Source organism: Cellulomonas sp. HZM, from assembly GCF_000708885.1.
GTDB lineage: Bacteria > Actinomycetota > Actinomycetes > Actinomycetales > Cellulomonadaceae > Cellulomonas.
On record NZ_JEOE01000009.1, the window covers coordinates 23,630 to 39,950 of the forward strand.

General features: G+C 72.9%; 16 protein-coding genes. 9 read left to right on the forward strand and 7 right to left on the reverse strand.

All coding sequences use genetic code 11. From position 1 onward, the window contains the following. Positions 1–100: 100 nt before the first annotated feature. Together AW16_RS0106950 and AW16_RS0106955 are read right to left on the reverse strand one after the other, a co-directional pair. Complete coding sequence (locus tag AW16_RS0106950) at positions 101–625, reverse strand: DUF3592 domain-containing protein (protein ID WP_029289236.1); 525 nt, start codon at positions 623–625, stop codon at positions 101–103. A gap of 76 nt (positions 626–701) precedes the next feature. Beyond that, entirely contained in the window at positions 702–1,310 is a 609-nt protein-coding gene (locus AW16_RS0106955; RefSeq protein WP_029289237.1) for a TetR/AcrR family transcriptional regulator, read from the reverse strand. Positions 1,311–1,380: 70 nt separating this feature from the next. On the opposite strand from AW16_RS0106955, the gene AW16_RS0106960 reads away from it, so the two are divergent. Further along, positions 1,381–2,820, forward strand: coding sequence for an MDR family MFS transporter (locus tag AW16_RS0106960; protein WP_029289238.1), 1,440 nt, complete (start codon positions 1,381–1,383; stop codon positions 2,818–2,820). A gap of 4 nt (positions 2,821–2,824) precedes the next feature. On the opposite strand, the gene AW16_RS0106965 is transcribed toward AW16_RS0106960, so the two are convergent. Beyond that, positions 2,825–4,051: an ROK family transcriptional regulator gene (locus AW16_RS0106965; RefSeq protein ID WP_034648301.1), complete on the reverse strand. Its 1,227-nt coding sequence runs from the start codon at positions 4,049–4,051 to the stop codon at positions 2,825–2,827. 185 nt (positions 4,052–4,236) lie between these two features. On the opposite strand from AW16_RS0106965, the gene AW16_RS0106970 reads away from it, so the two are divergent. The 7 genes from AW16_RS0106970 to AW16_RS0107000 are packed head-to-tail and all read left to right on the forward strand — an operon-like array spanning position 4,237 to position 11,666. Further along, a complete protein-coding gene (locus AW16_RS0106970; protein WP_029289240.1) occupies positions 4,237–5,280 on the forward strand; it encodes a substrate-binding domain-containing protein in 1,044 nt (347 codons plus the stop codon). Beyond that, the gene (locus AW16_RS0106975) at positions 5,277–6,290 is read left to right on the forward strand and encodes an ABC transporter permease (RefSeq protein ID WP_197021581.1); all 1,014 of its coding nucleotides are present in this window, start codon (positions 5,277–5,279) and stop codon (positions 6,288–6,290) included. The genes AW16_RS0106970 and AW16_RS0106975 overlap by 4 nt, the downstream gene beginning before the upstream one ends. Then, on the forward strand, positions 6,287–7,114 hold the full coding sequence (locus AW16_RS0106980) for an ATP-binding cassette domain-containing protein (RefSeq protein ID WP_034648303.1): 828 nt from the start codon (positions 6,287–6,289) through the stop codon (positions 7,112–7,114). The genes AW16_RS0106975 and AW16_RS0106980 overlap by 4 nt, the downstream gene beginning before the upstream one ends. Next, entirely contained in the window at positions 7,111–7,764 is a 654-nt protein-coding gene (locus AW16_RS0106985) for a nucleoside/nucleotide kinase family protein (protein WP_051681741.1), read from the forward strand. The genes AW16_RS0106980 and AW16_RS0106985 overlap by 4 nt, the downstream gene beginning before the upstream one ends. Beyond that, complete coding sequence (locus AW16_RS0106990) at positions 7,761–8,528, forward strand: SDR family NAD(P)-dependent oxidoreductase (RefSeq protein ID WP_029289243.1); 768 nt, start codon at positions 7,761–7,763, stop codon at positions 8,526–8,528. The genes AW16_RS0106985 and AW16_RS0106990 overlap by 4 nt, the downstream gene beginning before the upstream one ends. Continuing rightward, entirely contained in the window at positions 8,525–9,544 is a 1,020-nt protein-coding gene (locus tag AW16_RS0106995; RefSeq protein ID WP_029289244.1) for a class I mannose-6-phosphate isomerase, read from the forward strand. Before AW16_RS0106990 ends, AW16_RS0106995 begins: the two co-directional genes overlap by 4 nt. A 31-nt stretch (positions 9,545–9,575) precedes the next feature. After that, positions 9,576–11,666 (forward strand): transketolase, encoded by a 2,091-nt coding sequence (locus tag AW16_RS0107000; protein WP_034648307.1) that lies wholly within the window; start codon positions 9,576–9,578, stop codon positions 11,664–11,666. 11 nt (positions 11,667–11,677) lie between these two features. On the opposite strand, the gene AW16_RS17620 is transcribed toward AW16_RS0107000, so the two are convergent. Genes AW16_RS17620 through AW16_RS0107015 form a run of 3 tightly spaced genes read right to left on the reverse strand, consistent with a single transcriptional unit; the run spans position 11,678 to position 14,824 of the window. After that, a complete protein-coding gene (locus tag AW16_RS17620) occupies positions 11,678–12,859 on the reverse strand; it encodes a hypothetical protein (RefSeq protein WP_051681742.1) in 1,182 nt (393 codons plus the stop codon). A gap of 9 nt (positions 12,860–12,868) precedes the next feature. Then, positions 12,869–13,540 carry a response regulator transcription factor gene (locus AW16_RS0107010; protein WP_029289247.1) on the reverse strand — a complete coding sequence of 224 codons (672 nt, stop codon included), beginning with the start codon at positions 13,538–13,540 and terminating at the stop codon, positions 12,869–12,871. A gap of 15 nt (positions 13,541–13,555) precedes the next feature. Next, on the reverse strand, positions 13,556–14,824 hold the full coding sequence (locus AW16_RS0107015) for a sensor histidine kinase (RefSeq protein ID WP_156044089.1): 1,269 nt from the start codon (positions 14,822–14,824) through the stop codon (positions 13,556–13,558). Between the two features lie 220 nt (positions 14,825–15,044). On the opposite strand from AW16_RS0107015, the gene AW16_RS0107020 reads away from it, so the two are divergent. Beyond that, a complete protein-coding gene (locus AW16_RS0107020; protein ID WP_029289249.1) occupies positions 15,045–15,740 on the forward strand; it encodes a DUF4352 domain-containing protein in 696 nt (231 codons plus the stop codon). Between the two features lie 37 nt (positions 15,741–15,777). Here the strand turns inward: AW16_RS0107020 and AW16_RS0107025 are convergent, their stop codons facing one another. Further along, positions 15,778–16,206 (reverse strand): ATP-binding protein, encoded by a 429-nt coding sequence (locus AW16_RS0107025; RefSeq protein ID WP_156044090.1) that lies wholly within the window; start codon positions 16,204–16,206, stop codon positions 15,778–15,780. Between the last annotated feature and the right edge of the window lie 115 nt (positions 16,207–16,321).

The following is a 16,321-nucleotide window of genomic DNA, read 5'->3' on the forward strand; positions in this document are numbered from 1 at the left end:
TCAGCCGATGGACGCCCGAGGAGGGAGGCGTGCGTCACACCGCGAGGGGCGCTCGCGGTGTGACGTGCTTCGGTGACGCGGGAAGGACGGCCGCCCGTCGTCAGACGGTCGCGCGGCGGCCCGGTCGGCGGCGCCACGCGACGACGGAGCAGACCAGCGCACCCACGACGAGGACCGCCCCGGAGCCCGCGAGCACCGCGACGGCGGTCGTGCTGCTCGTGTAGTGCGCGGCCGGAGCGCTCTGCTGCGGGTCGGCGGCGTCGTAGGTGATGTCGATCGCACCGCCCGGCTCGAAGGTGCAGTACGCCTCGTCGACGTTCGGGCTGGTGGCCGAGTACGTGGTGCCGAGCACGACGAACGTGTAGGAAGGACCGCACGGGTCGTACCGCGGCTCGGTGTAGTGCTCGCGGCTGAGGCTCGTCACCACGGCGGTCGTGTGCTCGCCGTACGTCGGCAGGGTCGACATCGCGACGCCGACAGCGGCGCCCCACGCCACGGCGAACGCAGCGAGTGCGCCCAGGAGCAGCGCGACAGCCGCCACGACCCACCCGACCGCGCGTCGCGGGCGCCCCTGCGTGGGGTCGACCGGTGCGGCCGTCGGTGCGCTTCCGGTGTGCTGCTCCATGCTCGTTCCCCCTGAGTTGCGGCGCTCCGGTGCGGCTGGCGACCGGGCTGCTGGCCGAGCGTAGCGGCGTGAGGCCTCAGGCGGGGGCGTCCCGGCGGGTGATCAGCGGCAGGTAGATCTCGTCGACGATCTCGACGAGCACCTCGTCGGGGACCTTCCCGAGTCGCATGAGCGCCTCGTGCCGGAACAGGTCGAACGCGAGCGTGCGGATCCGGGCCGGGACGTCCGCCGACGGGATCTCTCCGCGGGCGACGGCTCGGTCGACGATGTCGTCGACGCCCGAGCGCCGGTCGCCGAACACGTCGCGGCGCAGGTCGGCGATGTTGGTCCCGGTCTCGATGAAATAGCCGCCGAGGTAGGAGACGAGCAGGGCCGACGACGCGATGCGGGTCTCGTTGGTGCGTCGCATGAGCGCCAGGACGTCGCCGCGCAGCGACCCCGTGTCGGGCGCCTCGGTCCGGTCGTGCGCGAGGACCCGCGCGACCGCTGCGTGCACGAGCTCGGGCTTCGTCGCCCACCGGCGTGCGATCACGGGGCGGCTCGTGCCGGCGCGCTGGGCGACCGAGTCGAGCGTGAGCGCGCCGTACCCGACCTCGACGAGCTCGGCCCACGTGGCGTCGAGCAGCGCGGCCTCGAGTGCCGGTCCGCGTCGTCGTCGGCCGGCGTCCGGCTCTTCTAGATGCACTTGCGCATCTTAACTCACCGTGCCTATCGTGCCGTTAAGAAGCGACTCTGCATCTTATGAAGGAGACCCGATGACCCGGACCGCGACCCTCGACCCCGCGCCGCCACCCGACGGGCTCGACCCCGAGCTCAGGCGGATCGCCACCGCGGTCGTCGTCGGCGGCATCGCGGTCATCCTCGACACGACGATCGTCAGCGTCGGCCTGCACCAGCTCGGCGGCGCGCTCGGCGCCACGGTCGGCACGATCCAGTGGGTCAGCACCGCGTACCTGCTCGCGATGTTCGTGACGATCCCGCTGTCCGGCTGGGCGCAGGCACGCGTCGGCAGCAAGCGGCTCTGGCTCGTCGCGCTCGGCGCGTTCCTGCTGGGCTCCGCACTGTGCGCAGTCGCGTGGGACGCCTCGAGCCTCATCGCGTTCCGCGCGGTCCAGGGACTCGGCGGCGGCCTGATGATGCCACTGATGACGACGATCATCATGCAGGCGGCGCACGGCCGGAACCTCGGCCGCCTGATGGCGACGGTCAGCCTCCCGGCCGCTCTGGGTCCCATCCTCGGACCGGTGCTCGGAGGCGTGATCCTGAACTGGCTCTCGTGGCAGTGGATGTTCCTCGTCAACCTCCCGCTCGGTGCCGTCGGCCTGGTGCTCGCGGTGCGGATGATCCCCGCGGACACGCTCCGGCGCCGCGTGCCCCTCGACGTCGTGGGTCTGCTGCTCGTCTCGCCGGGGACGGTCGGTGTGATCTACGGGCTCACGCAGGTCGGTGAGCTCGGCGGGTTCGGCCACGCGCGCGTCCTCGTGCCGCTCGTCGCCGGGCTCGTGCTGCTCGCCGCGTTCGTCGGCTGGGCGCTGCTGCGCGGCGGCACCGCCCTGATCGACGTGCGCCTGTTCCGCCACCGCGCGCTGTCCGCGTCCTCCGCCCTGCTGTTCCTCACGGGCATCGCCCTCTACGGCGCGATGCTCCTGCTGCCGCTCTACTGGCAGGAGGTCCGCGGCGAGGACGCGCTCGGCGCCGGGTTGCTGCTCGTGCCCCAGGGCGTCGGCGCTCTGCTGTCCCGGACCGTCGCGGGACGCCTCACCGACGCGATCGGCGGGCGGTGGGTCGCGGTCACGGGGTTCGCGCTGCTCACGCTCGCGACCGTCCCGTTCGCGCTCGCCACGGAGACGACGAGCACCGTGTGGCTCATGGCCGTGCTGCTCGTGCGCGGGTTCGGGCTCGGTGCCGTGACGATCCCGCTGATGACCGGCGCGTTCGTCGGCCTCGAGCGCGACGAGGTGCCGCACGCCAGCATCGTCACGCGCGTGGCTCAGCAGCTCGGCGGGTCGTTCGGCACCGCGGTGCTCGCGGTGGTGCTGGTCGGCGCGGTCGCCGGGGCCGGCTCCGTGCACGAGGTCGCGCTCGGGTTCGACCACGCGTTCTGGTGGGCGACCGGGTTCACCGCGCTGGCTGCGGTGCTCTCGCTGCTGCTGCCGGGGCGTGCCCGGCCGGTCGTGGCGGGCGCGAACAGGTAGCCGATCAGTCGAGCGTGCCGAACGGTGAGCCGCCGGTCGCCAGCGTTCGGTCGAGGGTCGCGGGATCGAAGACGTGGTCGCGCACCAGGTAACCCGCCCCGGCGATGCCCGCGCGGGAGCGGAACCGGGTCGGCACGATCCTCAGCTGGCGCGTCGCGAGCGGGAGCGCGCGCTGGTAGATCACCTCGCGCACCCCGGCGAGCAGGTGGTCGCCGGTCACGCTCAGCAGGCCACCCAGGACGATGACGTCCGGGTTGAGCAGGCTCGTCGCGTAGGCCACGGCCTCGCCGAGGATGCGTCCCGACGACCGCAGCCGCGCGACCGCGTCGAGCTCGCCGCGCTTGACGCGGTCCGCCACGTCGCGGGCGTCGTGGATGCCCTCGCGGCCGCGTTCCCGCAGGTCGCGCGCCAGGGCCCACCCGCCGACGAGCGCCTCGAGGCAACCCAGGTTCCCGCAGCGGCACTGCGGGTCGCCGTAGCCGTTGATGTGCGCGTGCCCGATGTCGCCGGCCGCCCCCTGGGCGCCCCGGTTGATCGCGCCGTCGATGACCATCCCGCTCCCGACCCCCGTGCCCGCCTTGATGTACAGGAGGTGGGTCTGGTCCGGCCAGTGCCGCCGCTGCTCCGCGAGCGTCAGGAGGTTCACGTCGTTGTCGATGAGGACGGGCACGCGCCAGTGCTGCTGCAGGTGGCTGCGGATGTCGTAGCCGTCCCAGCCGGACATGATCGACCAGCCGCGGACCTGGCCCGCGCCGAAGTCGACGGGTGCCGGGAGACCGAGCCCGACGCCTGCGACCGGGACGTCGTCCAGGCCTGCGCCGGTGATCGCGTCGCGGATCGCGGCCCCGACGATGTCGAGCAAGGTCTCCGGTCCGTCGTCAAGGGCGAGCCGCATGACCCGCTCGGTGAGGATCGTCGTGGCGAGGTCGGTGACGGCGATGCGCGTGCGCTCCTCGCCGAAGTCGACGCTGATCATGAGGCCCGCTGCGGGGTTGAGCCGGAGCGCGCGCGACGGGCGGCCGCGCGACGACACGAGCTCGTCGGTCTCGACCACCAGGTCAGCCGCGGCCAGCGCATCCAGGCGCTGCCCCACGGTCGACCGTGCGAGGCCCGTGACCTCCGAGATCGCCGTGCGCGTGCGCGCCTGACCGGTCGTGATGAGGCGCAGCACCGCACCCGGTCCGTCGTCGACGCGCCACGGGCTGGCCGACGCCGGTGTCGACTGCTCCACTTCTCCTCCACCCCCTCGTTCAACGTCGTCAGTGAACCACACTTCCGTCGGCGAAACTACGTAATGAAGCAATTGAACGTTGACAGTCGACGAAACGGCGTATGAGCATCGTCGTACCGGCCCCTGAGCGCGACGTGGCGACAGCCGGCCCGCTGGTTCCGCACCAGCGACCAGAGGAGGCGTCAATGAGGATCATCCGAGGTACCCACCGCTCCGTCCCCGCTGGCCTGGCAGCCCTGCTGGGAGCCTCCGCGCTGCTCACCGCGTGCAGCAGCGACAGCTCGGACGGCGCGGCTGGCGACGGCACGTCGACGTCCTCCGCAGGCGGCGGGGACGTCACCATCGGCATCGTCGAGCTCAACCTCTCGAACCCCTTCTTCGGCACGCTCGAGAAGGCGACCGAGGCGGCCGCGACCGCGAACGGCTGGAAGGTCATGAAGGCCGAGGCCAAGGTGCCCGGCGACTCCGCGACGCAGGTGACCGCGATCGAGAACATGATCAACGCCGGCGTCAAGGGCATCGTGCTCGACCCCGCGAACCCGACGGCGCTCGTCGACGTCGTCAAGAAGGCGCGCGACAAGGGAATCCTCGTCGTCACCGTGAACGCGACACTCACGCCGATCGATGCGGCCGACGCGACGTTCGCGACCGACAACGAGGCGGCGGGCGTCCTCATCGGCAAGTGGGCCAAGGCCAACGGCCCGGCCGACCCGTCGATCGCGATGCTCGACTACGACCTGTCCGACGGCCCGGCCAAGGGTCGCCACGTCGGCTTCCTGAAGGGCTACGGGATCGACGACAGCTCGCCGCTCATCGCAGGCACCGCGCTCACCAAGGGCACGGTCGATACGGGCCAGTCCGCGATGGAGCAGCTGTTGTCCGCGCACCCGGACATCAACCTCGCGTACACGATCAACGAGCCCACGGCTCACGGCGCGTACACGGCGATCAAGAACCACGGGACCGACGTCACGCTCGTCTCGGTCGACGGTGCGTGCTCCGGCGTGCAAGACGTCAAGGACGGCATCATCGGCGCCACCGCGATGCAGTTCCCCAGCAAGATGGGCGAGATGGCGGTCGACGCCATCGCGGCCTACATCAAGGACGGCACCAAGCCCGCCTCGGGCCTGACCGACTCCGGCTCCGTGCTCATCACGGACAAGCCGGCCGACGGCCTGGAGTCGCAGGACTCCAGCTGGGGGCTGGACAACTGCTGGGGCGAGAAGTGACGCAGGCGACCCTGCGGCAGGAAGCCGTGGCCGACCTCCAGAAGGAGGTCGGCCACGGCCGCGGGATCCGATCGCTGCTGAGCCACCAGGTCACGGGCCCGCTCGCGGCGCTGCTCGTCGCGGTCGTCGTGTTCTCCGTCTTCACCGACAGGTTCCTGCAGCCGGGCAACCTCTCGCTCATCGCGCAGCAGTCGGTCGTCGTCGGGACGCTCGCGCTCGGGCAAGCGCTCGTCATCCTGACCGCCGGGATCGACCTGGCCAACGGCGCGATCATGGTCCTCGGCACGGTCGTGATCGGGAAGGCGGCGCTCGACGGGGACGTCGTGCTCGCGCTCGTCCTCGGGATCGTGGCCTGCGCGGTCGTCGGCGCCGTCAACGGCCTGCTCGTCTCCCGGGCCGGGCTGCCACCGTTCATCGTGACCCTGGGCGTCCTCACCGTGGTGACCGCCGCGTCCCGCCTGTACACCGACTCGGCGAGCTACCCGATCGCCGACGGGCTGCTCACCGTGCTCGGCGACGGCCCGACGATCGGCGGGTTCACCGTCACCTACGGCGTGATGCTCTGGGTGCTCCTGACCGTCGGGCTCGGCTACGTGCTGTCCCAGACCGCGTGGGGCGTGCGCGTGTACGCGGTGGGCGACAACCCGCCCGCAGCCCGTCTCGCGGGCATCAAGGTCAAGCGCGTCCTGCTCGGCGTCTACGTCGTCGCCGCGATCGTCTACGGGCTCGCGGCCTGGCAGGCGCTCGGGCGCACGCCCACGGCCGACCCCAGCGGGTACTCCACGGCGAACCTCGACAGCATCACGGCCGTCGTCATCGGCGGGACCAGCCTGTTCGGCGGTCGCGGTGGCGTCTACGGGACGCTGATCGGCACGCTCATCGTGGTCGTGCTGCAGAACGGTCTCACCCAGGCGGGGATCGACTCGCTCTACCAGCAGGTCGCTACGGGCGCGCTCGTCATCGTCGCGGTGCTCGTCGACCGGATCGTGCGCAGGAGGCAGACGCGATGAGCATCGAACCGACGATCCTGCGCGCTCGGGGTCTCACCAAGAGCTACGGGCACGTCGTCGCGATCGACGGCTCGTCCTTCGACCTGCGACCGGGCGAGATCCTGGCTGTCATCGGCGACAACGGCGCGGGCAAGTCCACGCTCATCAAGGCGCTGACCGGCGCCGTCGTGCCGGACTCCGGTGCGCTGTACCTCGACGACGAGCAGGTCACGTTCCACAGCCCGCTCGACGCACGCCGCGCCGGGATCGAGACCGTGTACCAGGAGCTCGGTGTCGCACCGGCGCTCGACATCTCGCAGAACCTCTACCTCGGCCGGGAGCAGCGTGTCCCCGGATGGCGAGGGACGGTCCTGCGGCAGCTCGACAAAAAGGCGATGCGAGAGGGCTCGGCGCGTCAGATGGCCGACCTCGGCATCCGCATCCAGTCGATCCGCCAGACCGTCGAGACGCTCTCCGGCGGCCAGCGTCAGGCCGTCGCGGTCGCACGCGTCGCGGCCTGGGCCACGCGGCTCGTGATCATGGACGAGCCGACCGCCGCGCTCGGTGTCCGCGAGACGAACCAGGTGCTCGACCTCATCCAGCGCGTCCGGGACAACGGGCTCCCGGTCGTGCTGATCAGCCACAACATGCCCAACGTGTGGCAGGTCGCCGACCGTGTGCACATCCACCGGCTCGGACGGCGGGTCGCACTCGCGGACACGTCGTCGCTCACGATGGACGACGCGGTCGCGGTGATGACCGGCGCTCGTCCTGCGCACACGATCGAGCAGGTCGAGACCGCGCCCGACGAGTGGGAGCACACGGCCGGGGAGGGAGCCGCATGACGGCCGAGGTCGAGCTCAGCGAGCTCGTCGAGGCCGCCCGTTCCCTCGTCGTCCCGGGCGAGCGCCACGTGCTCGGCATCACGGGGGCGCCCGGCTCGGGCAAGTCGACCCTCGCCGAGGCGATCACGAGTGCGCTCGGGGACGACGCCGCGTTCGTCGCCCTCGACGGCTTCCACCTCGCCGACGCCGAGCTCCACCGCCTGGGCAGGCACCCGCGCAAGGGCGCCGAGGACACGTTCGACGCCGCGGGGTATGTCAACCTCCTGCGCCGATTGCGGGCCCGCACCGAGGTGGTCTACGCGCCGGTGTTCGACCGCGGGCTCGAGGCCGCGATCGCCGGCAGCGTGGCGGTCGGCACGGACGTGCCGCTGATCGTCACCGAGGGGAACTACCTGCTCGTCGACGCCCCCGTGTGGCGCGACGTGCGGCCCCTGCTCGACGCCTGCTGGTACGTCGACCCCGGTGAGGACGTCCGCATCGAGCGCCTCGTCGCGCGACATATGCGGTTCGGCAGGTCCCCGCAGGAGGCGCGTGAACGCTCGCTCGGCTCCGACCAGCGCAACGCGGAGCTCATCGCAGCAACCCGTCAGTCCGCCGACCGGGTCGTCCGGCCGGCTCCCAGCACCGAGGTCTCGGAGGCCACCGCATGAGCGTGCTCGACCTGTTCCGCCTCGACGGCAAGATCGCCGTCGTGACCGGTGGCAACCACGGCATCGGTCTCGCGACCGCGGTCGCGTTCGCCGAGGCCGGTGCGGCCGTCGCGGTCGTCGGGCGCGACGACGAGCGCAACGAGGCCGCCGTCGAGCGACTCCGCGGGCTCGGGGCGACCGCCCTCGCGGTGCGCGCCGACGTGACCGACCGCGAGGCGCTCGTGGCGATGAACGAGAAGGTCACGCGCGAGCTCGGGCCGGTCGACGTGCTGGTGAACAACGCCGGCATCGGGTTCCACGGGAACGCGCTCGAGATCGACGAGGACCACTGGCGGCGCGTCATGGCCACGAACCTCGACGCCGTCTGGGCCGCGAGCCAGGTGGTCGGCGCGTCGATGGTCGCGCGGGGGACCGGGTCGATCGTCAACATCGGCTCCATGTCCGGGATGATCGTCAACCGCCCGCAGTGGCACTCGCCGTACGCGATCTCGAAGGCCGCGGTGCACCACCTCACGCGGTCGCTCGCCGCCGAGTGGGCGCCGCACGGCGTGCGCGTCAACGCGCTGGCTCCCGGGTACACGAAGACCGGGATCGCTGACATCGACAAGCCCGAGTACCGGCACTACTGGGTCGACGAGGTCCCGATGCAGCGCTACGCGCAGGCGGAGGAGATCGCGCCCGCGGTGCTCTACCTCGCGAGCCCCGCGGCGTCCTTCGTCACGGGCGAGGTGCTCGTCATCGACGGCGGCTACACGCTGTGGTGACGGGCGCCGCCGCCGCGTCGCCCGTCCTGCTCGCCCCCAACACCGTGCCGTCCTTCTACCCCGGCACGGGCCGGATCGGCGCGCTCCGGCGAGACCCGACGCTGCCCGCCGACGACCCCGAAGACTGGATCGCGTCGACCGCTCGTCGCACCGGCATGGGGGACCGCGGGCTGTCGACGCTGCCCGACGGGACCCGGCTGGTCGACGCGCTCGCGGACGACCCGCACCCGTGGCTCGGCCCCGGCCGGGACAGAAACGGGCTGCTCGTGAAGCTGCTCGACGCAGGGCGGCGGCTGCCCCTGCACGTCCATCCCGACCGCTCGTTCGCGGGCGCCCACCTGGGCAGCCCGGCCGGCAAGACGGAGGCGTGGATCGTGCTCGACGCGGACCCCGGTGCATACGTGCACCTCGGGTTCTCGCGGGACGTGACCGCCGACGAGCTCGAGTCCTGGGTCCGGACGCAGTCGGTCGACGAGCTGCTCGACGCGACACGGCGGGTCCCGGTCAGCCGCGGCGACGTGCTGCTGTGCCCGGCCGGGGTGCCGCACGCGATCGGGGCGGGGGTGTTCGTCGTGGAGCTCCAGGAGGCGACCGACCTGTCGATCATGCTCGAGTGGGCCGGCTACCCCATCGAGACGGACGACGTGTTCCTCGGGCTCGACCAGGACGAGGCGCTCGCTGCAGCCGACCGCGGCGCGTGCGACGACGCGCGGCTGCAGACCCTGCGGGGACGTGCGCTGCAGGGCGTCGAGGACGCCGAACGAGGGGTCGTCGCGCTGCTGCCTCCCGCGGCGGACCCGTTCTTCTGCGCCGAGCAGGTACGGCCCGGGCCGGACGGGGCGCTGCTCGACCAGCGCTTCGCGGTGCTCGTCGTGCTCGCCGGTTCCGGCCGCCTCACCGGGCGCTGGTCCGGGCCGCAGGACGTGCACGCCGGCCAGACCTGGCTCGTGCCGCACGCGGCCGGCCCGACGACCCTCACGGGCGACGTGCTCGTCGTCCGCTGCGCACCGGCCTGACCACCACCCACACCCAGCACCGGAGAACGCCGTGACGAGCACCCCTGCCCTCGACCTGCCCACGCTCGACTGGACCGACCACGACACCCAGGCTGTGACCGCGGCCCGTCTCATCGCCATGGACGCGGTGGAGGCGGCCGGCCACGGCCACCCCGGGACGGCGGTCAGCCTCGCCCCCGTCGGTCACCTCCTGTTCCAGCACCACCTGCGCCACGACCCCGCCGACCCGGACTGGCGCGGACGGGACCGCTTCGTGCTCTCCTGCGGGCACACGAGCCTGACCCTCTACACGCAGCTCTACCTCGCGGGATACCCGCTGACGCTCGACGACATCAAGGCCTACCGGAAGCTCGGCAGCCTCACCCCGGCGCACCCGGAGCGTGGTCACACGGCGGGCGTGGAGACGACGACGGGGCCCCTCGGGCAGGGGCTCGCCACCGCCGTCGGGATTGCCATGGGCGCGCGCCGCGAGCGAGGGCTGCTCGACCCCGACGCGCCTGTGGGGCAGAGCCCGTTCGACTTCCGCGTGTTCGTGCTCTGCTCCGACGGCGACCTGCAGGAAGGCGTGACGGCCGAGGCGAGCGCGTTCGCGGGACACCAGGCGCTCGGCAACCTCGTGGTGGTCTACGACGACAACCGCATCTCGATCGAGGGCAGCACGGCGCTCGCGTCGACGGAGGACACCGCCGCGAGGTACGAGGCATACGGGTGGCACGTGCAGACCGTCGACCTGGCGCCCGACGGCGACGTCGACGTCGTCGCGCTGTCGGCGGCCCTGGACGCGGCGACCGCGGAGACCGGGCGGCCGTCGATCGTGCTGCTGCGCAGCATCATCGCCTGGCCCGTGCCGGGCGCGCAGGGCACGGCCGCGTCGCACGGCTCAGCGCTCGGGGCGGATGCGGTCCGGCTGGCGAAGTCCGTGCTCGGAGCGGACCCCGACGCGACGTTCGCCGTGCCGCCCGAGGTGGTCGCGCGGACGCAGGCGAACGCCCGTGCGCGTGCCGCCGAGGCGCGAGCCGGGTGGGACGAGGCATTCGAGGCGTGGGCCGCGGCCCGTCCCGAGGAGGCCGCGCTGCTGGCCCGGCTCGATGCGGGGGAGGTCCCCGGGTCGTTCGCGGGGGCGATGCCGCGGTTCGAGCCCGGGACGACGATCGCGACGCGCAAGGCGTTCGGCCGCGGGCTCGCCGTCGCCGCCGGGCTGCTGCCCGAGGTGTGGGGCGGATCTGCGGACCTCGGCGAGTCCAACGGGACGAATGTCGCCCCGACCTCGTTCCTGCCGGCGAGCAGCACCCTGCCCGGTGCCGACCCGGCCGGCTCGACGATCCACTGGGGCATCCGCGAGCACTTCATGGGTGCCGCGATGAACGGCATCGCGCTCTCCGGCCGCTCACGGCCCTACGGCGGGACATTCCTCGTGTTCAGCGACTACATGCGCCCTGCGGTGCGCCTCGCGGCGCTCATGGGTCTGCCGACGCTCTACGTGTGGACGCACGACTCCATCGGCCTCGGTGAGGACGGCCCGACGCACCAGCCGGTCGAGCACCTGGCCTCGTTGCGTGCGATGCCGGGCCTCGACGTGCTGCGGCCGGGCGACGCGAACGAGACCGCGGTGCTGCTGTGGCGGGTCCTGTCCGATCGGGGTCGGCCCGTGGCGTTCAGCCTCAGCCGCCAGGACCTCCCCGTGCTCCCGGAGGACCGCGACGGGTTCTCGACGAGCGCCCTCGCCGTCCGTGGCGGGTACGTGCGGTGGGAGGGCGGGCCGGGCGACGAGCTGCGGCTGGTGCTCCTCGCGACGGGTTCCGAGCTGCACGTGGCGGTGTCGGCGGCCAAGCGGCTCGCCGCGTCCGGGGTGCGGACCCGCGTCGTGTCGATGCCGTGTCGTGAGTGGTTCGACGAGCAGGACGCCGAGTACCGCGACCTCGTGCTCCCGCCGGGCGTCCGCGCGCGCGTCGCCGTCGAGGCGGCGAGCCGGCAGAGCTGGTACGACCTCGTCGGTCTCGACGGGCGGGTGCTCGGCGTGGACGCGTTCGGCGCCTCGGCCTCCGCGCAGGAGCTGTTCGAGCAGTTCGGCCTGACGCCCGACCACGTCGTCGAGGCCGCTCTCGAGGTGCTCCAGGACTGAGATCGGTCGACTCAGGCGGCCCGTGCCGGGACCCGGCGCGCGGTCGTCCCGGTCGCGCGCGCCCACCCGGCCGGCGCCCACCGGTCGTACAGCGTCGTGACCAGTGCGACGACGTACGCGAACAGGATCGCGTCGCCGAGCGCCACCCCGGTGGTCCGTGACCCGCTCACCAGCGCGGTGAGCACGCCCATCGCGACCAGGCTGACCGCTGTGTTGAGCGCGAGCTGACGGCCCAGGCTCGTCGGGCCGGGGCGTCCGGCCCGAAGCCGCCACACCTGGATGCCGCAGTGGACCAGGACGGTCGCCGAGACGACCAGCAGCGCGGCCCACCAGCGGGCGTCGATGCGGGGATAGCTCGAGACGAGGATCGTCGTCACCAGGCCCGCGAGCAGCGCCTTCTCGACGACCGCCCACGCGGTGACTGCCCCGGCGCGCAGGGACGGAGCGCCGGGCTCCGGGCGGTACGGGCCGAGCGCGTCGGTGCGCCGCGCGACCTCGTCGGCGTCGACGGTGAACGCCCAGTCCGGCCGCGGCAGCCGTGGCCAGACCCATCGAGCGACGAGGGCGAGCACCACGACCAGCGCCACGAGCACGACCGCGACCCAGGGTCGGTGCGCGAAGCCCGCGGCCCAGCCGTCGTCCGGGTCGACGCCCAGGACGCGGCTCTTGAACTCGTCCGTGAAGTCGAGCTGTGCGACGTGGATCCACCACTCCTGCGGCAGCTTGACCACCACCCACACCGCGGCGGTGAGCCACAGCACCGCCGAGCGTGACAGGCGGCGCGCGTCCCATCGTGTGCGCACCACCTCGATCGCGATCACGACGTACTCGAACGTGTTGGGGAACGCGAGCAGCAGCCACCGCGCCCCGGTCAGCTCGAACGCCAGCACGCCGACCAGGCGGTAGTACCAGAGCGCCGCGACGACCTTCACCGAGAACGGGTCGCGCCAGTTGCGCAGCACCGCGAGGTAGGTGATCGCGAGGTAGTAGACGTCGAGCGCCTTGTCGTACGACTGGTAGTTCGTCAGGTCCAGGTCGGTGAACGCCTGGAAGAGCGAGTTGTCGACCCCGTCGATCACGAGCGACGCGATGATCGCCGGCAGCGGCCAGCGCCCGATGAGCAGCGGGACGAGCAGACGCGCGCCGACGACGAGCACGAGGACGACCCAGTCGGCGGTCGACGCGTGGGCCATGCGCGGATGCTAGCCGCGAGGTCCCGAGCCGACGTCCGCGGTCCAGCCCGCGCGGTCGACGAGCACCGCGAGCTCGGTGCGGGTCGACAGCCCCAGCTTGGTCAGGCTGCTCGACACGTGCGCCTTGACGGTCGAGTCCGAGCAGAAGGTGCGGGCGCCGATCTGGGCGTTCGACAGGCCCGAGGGGAGCAGCCTGGCGATCTCGAGCTCGCGCTCGGTCAACGCGGCCAGCGCGTCGCGGGCCGCGTCGCGGCGGTGGTCGGCTCCGTCCGCGACCCGGGTGATCGCGATCGCCGCGGCGGCGTGGTCGAGCGCGCCGTGGCCGGCCGCGACGTCACGGACCGACTCCGCGATGCGTTCCGGGTCCGCATCCTTCGACAGGAAGCCGCGAGCGCCCGCCTGCAGCGCGGCGAGAGTCGTCTCCTCGGTGCCGAACGCCGTCAGCGCGAGCACCGGAGGCGGGCTCGGCAGGCGCTGGAGCTCCGCGAGCGTGGCCAGGCCGTCCATGCGCGCCATGTGCAGGTCGAGCAGGACGACGTCCGGGCGGTGGGCAAGGACGGCGTCCACGACCTCGTCGCCGTCGGTCACCTGCGCGACGACGTCGAACCCCTGGGCGGTGAGGATCGTGGCGAGCAGCCGTCGCGCGAGCGCGTCGTCGTCCGCGACGAGAACCCTGGTCACGCGGTGAGTCTAGGGTCAGCGGCCGGTCACCCAGGGCAGGTGCGCGGTCACGACGAACCAGCCGTCGTGCGTGCCCGCATCGAGCGTCCCGCCCAGCTGGCGCGCACGTTCGCGCATGCCGACGAGACCCGCGCGTGCGCCGGGCGCGGCAGCGGAAGGCGGCGCCAGGGGGTTGGCGACCCGCACCAGGACGCCGCTGGCGCGGCCCGCACGGACCTCGACCTCGACCGGTTGCCCGGGTGCGTGCTTCATCGCGTTCGTCGCGCACTCCTGGACGATGCGGAAGACCGCACGGGTCAGCGCAGGTGAGGCCTCGTGCGCGTCGGAGACGTACACCGTGCTCGTGAACCACCGGCCCTGGCGGCGAAGTCCGTCGAGCAGCGTCGCGAGGTCCTCGAGCGTCGCGCCGGGGAGCGAGCCCTCCGCGCCGGTGCGCAGCGTCTCGACGAGTCCCCGCATCTCGCCGATCGCCTGCTGCGCCGACGAGCGCATCTGCCGGGCCGCGGCCTGGACCGCCGGGCCGCTCGAGGCGTGGTCCACCTCGAGGGCCGTGGCTTGCAGGGAGATGAGCGAGATGTGGTGGGCGACGGTGTCGTGCACCTCGCGCGCGATGAGCTCGCGCTCCTCCTGGCGCGACATCTCTGCACGCAGCCGGGCAGTCGTCGCGCGCTGCGCCCGGCTGGCTGCGGTGGCGGCGGCTGCGACGCCGGACTGGCGGCGCCACAGGCCCACGGCGACAGCGACCGCGAGCAGCAGGACCCACAGCGTCCAGTACGCCGCGGGGCCGGCGTAGGAGAGCGCGCCGGTGACGGCGTCCCTCGAGGACAGCACACGGTCTGCGGGCTCGCGCATCGCGTCGCGCAGCAGCGCGACGCCCGTGGCGGCGGCGACGACGCCCCCGACCCATGCGCACGTGCGCCGCGGCGCGGACGCCAGCACCCAGGTGAGCAGGAGCAGCGCCGGGAACGCGTCGAGCGGCAGCAGGAGCGTCGCAGCGGACGCGGCGAGCGCGAGCCGGACCGGGTAGCGGCGCCGCCACACGAGCGAGACCGCCACGCCGAGGCCGACGAGCGTCCCGAGGATCGCGTACGCCATGCCCGCGTCGTCGTCGGGCGACGGTGCCGCGAAGCTGGTCGCCACGAGCGAGGTCAGCACCGCCGTCGTCACCGCAGCGAGGTTCCCCGCGCGGCGCCAGGACTCGGCGCGCTGCGGCCCGGGCCGAGACGCCGGTGCGTGCGCCACCTGCGTGGGCGCGGGGTACCCGGGCCCGGTGGTGGTCGACATGCGCAGGACGGTAGCGCCGGCCACCGACACGGCGCCTCGGCCGATCGGTCGGCGCCGAGGCCCGGGGATCGCCCGATCGGGCAGCCGTCCGTGCCCGCCCGGGCGATCCGCGCGCCGGCTCCCGGGCGCCATCGTCGTCCCCGGTGCCGCCCGGTAGCGGGCGCCGCACCGGCCCGCGAGGAGAGCGGGCGGTGCACCTCGAGACGACAGGAGATCGGCGATGACCACGCAGGCAGGCCCCGACGGGACGCAGGGCCCGTACCCCGGACAGCCCGTGCCCCAGGACGTGCCCGCGCGGCGCAGCTGGTTCGCACGGCACAAGGTGCTCACCGCGCTCGGCGCGGTCGTGGTGCTCGTGGTCGTGGTGTCGGCGCTGTCGTCAGGCGGCAGCGACACGCCCGCCGCCGGGACGACGGCGACGAGCGGCACGCAGGACGTCGACGACAAGAAGGCCGACGACAAGAAGGCTGACGACGCGAAGTCCGACGAGAAGAAGGCCGACGACGCGAAGTCCGACAAGAAGCAGCCTGGCGTCGGCGACAAGGTCCGCGACGGCAAGTTCGAGTTCGTCGTGACGAAGGTCGAGCCGGGCGTGAAGAAGGTCGGCTCCGCCGGGCTGGAGCAGAAGGCTCAGGGTCAGTTCGTGCTCGTCCACCTCAAGGTGACGAACATCGGCGACGAGGCCCAGATGTTCGACGGCTCGTCGCAGAAGGCGTTCGACGCCGACGACCGCGAGTTCTCGGCCGACTCGGGCGCCGCGATCTACCTCGACGACTCCAACTCGTTCCTCAACGACATCAACCCGGGGAACACGGTCAAGGGGACCGTGGTGTTCGACGTCCCGAAGAGCGTCGACCTGACGAGCCTCGAGCTGCACGACTCGGTGTTCTCGGGTGGTGTGAAGGTCCGGCTCTGACGTCTGAGCCGACCCAGGGCGACGTTCGCCCGCGTCGTCACGAGCGCGCGAACGTCGCCCACACGTGCTTCGACCCGCCGATGCGGTACCAGCCGACGTCGGTCGCGAGCCGGTAGGCGAGTCGCAGCCCGAACCCGCCGGCGCCGGGTGCACGCGTGCCGGCGACGACGGGCCGCGAGCCGGGGTCCTGGTCGGCGACGTCCACGAGCAGCAGCTCGTCGAGCAGGGCGACGCGGACCACGGCGGGCGGTGCACCGTGCCGCAGCGCGTTCGTCGCAAGCTCCGTGGTGACCAGGAGCACCGCGTCGCTCGTCTCCGCGGGCAGGGGGCGCACCAGCGGGTCGTCGCGCACCGCGGCGCGCAGACCGGTCAGCTCGTCGAGCGTCGACAGCGTCCACGAGCGCACCTCGCGCACGACGGGCTCCGGCGTGGGCCGGTGCGCGTCGTCGGGCGGGGGAGCGTGCACGTGCGCAACCTACGCGGGGTGTCTCGTCCGGCGCCGCGCGGCACGCAGACCGGGACGCCGGCGCGAGGCGGTACGGTCGTCGGCGTCGTGGCGCGCGCCCGCGCCCACGCCCATG

What these genes read in the sequence shown, in the direction of transcription:
- AW16_RS0106980 (WP_034648303.1), top strand. Translation starts at nt 6,287, where the DNA reads ATGAGCATCGAACCGACGATCCTGCGCGCTCGGGGTCTCACCAAGAGC.
- AW16_RS0106985 (WP_051681741.1), top strand. Translation starts at nt 7,111, where the DNA reads ATGACGGCCGAGGTCGAGCTCAGCGAGCTCGTCGAGGCCGCCCGTTCC.
- AW16_RS0106960 (WP_029289238.1), top strand. Translation starts at nt 1,381, where the DNA reads ATGACCCGGACCGCGACCCTCGACCCCGCGCCGCCACCCGACGGGCTC.
- AW16_RS0106970 (WP_029289240.1), top strand. Translation starts at nt 4,237, where the DNA reads ATGAGGATCATCCGAGGTACCCACCGCTCCGTCCCCGCTGGCCTGGCA.
- AW16_RS0106950 (WP_029289236.1), bottom strand. Translation starts at nt 625, where the DNA reads ATGGAGCAGCACACCGGAAGCGCACCGACGGCCGCACCGGTCGACCCC.
- AW16_RS0107015 (WP_156044089.1), bottom strand. Translation starts at nt 14,824, where the DNA reads ATGTCGACCACCACCGGGCCCGGGTACCCCGCGCCCACGCAGGTGGCG.
- AW16_RS0107020 (WP_029289249.1), top strand. Translation starts at nt 15,045, where the DNA reads ATGACCACGCAGGCAGGCCCCGACGGGACGCAGGGCCCGTACCCCGGA.
- AW16_RS0106990 (WP_029289243.1), top strand. Translation starts at nt 7,761, where the DNA reads ATGAGCGTGCTCGACCTGTTCCGCCTCGACGGCAAGATCGCCGTCGTG.
- AW16_RS17620 (WP_051681742.1), bottom strand. Translation starts at nt 12,859, where the DNA reads ATGGCCCACGCGTCGACCGCCGACTGGGTCGTCCTCGTGCTCGTCGTC.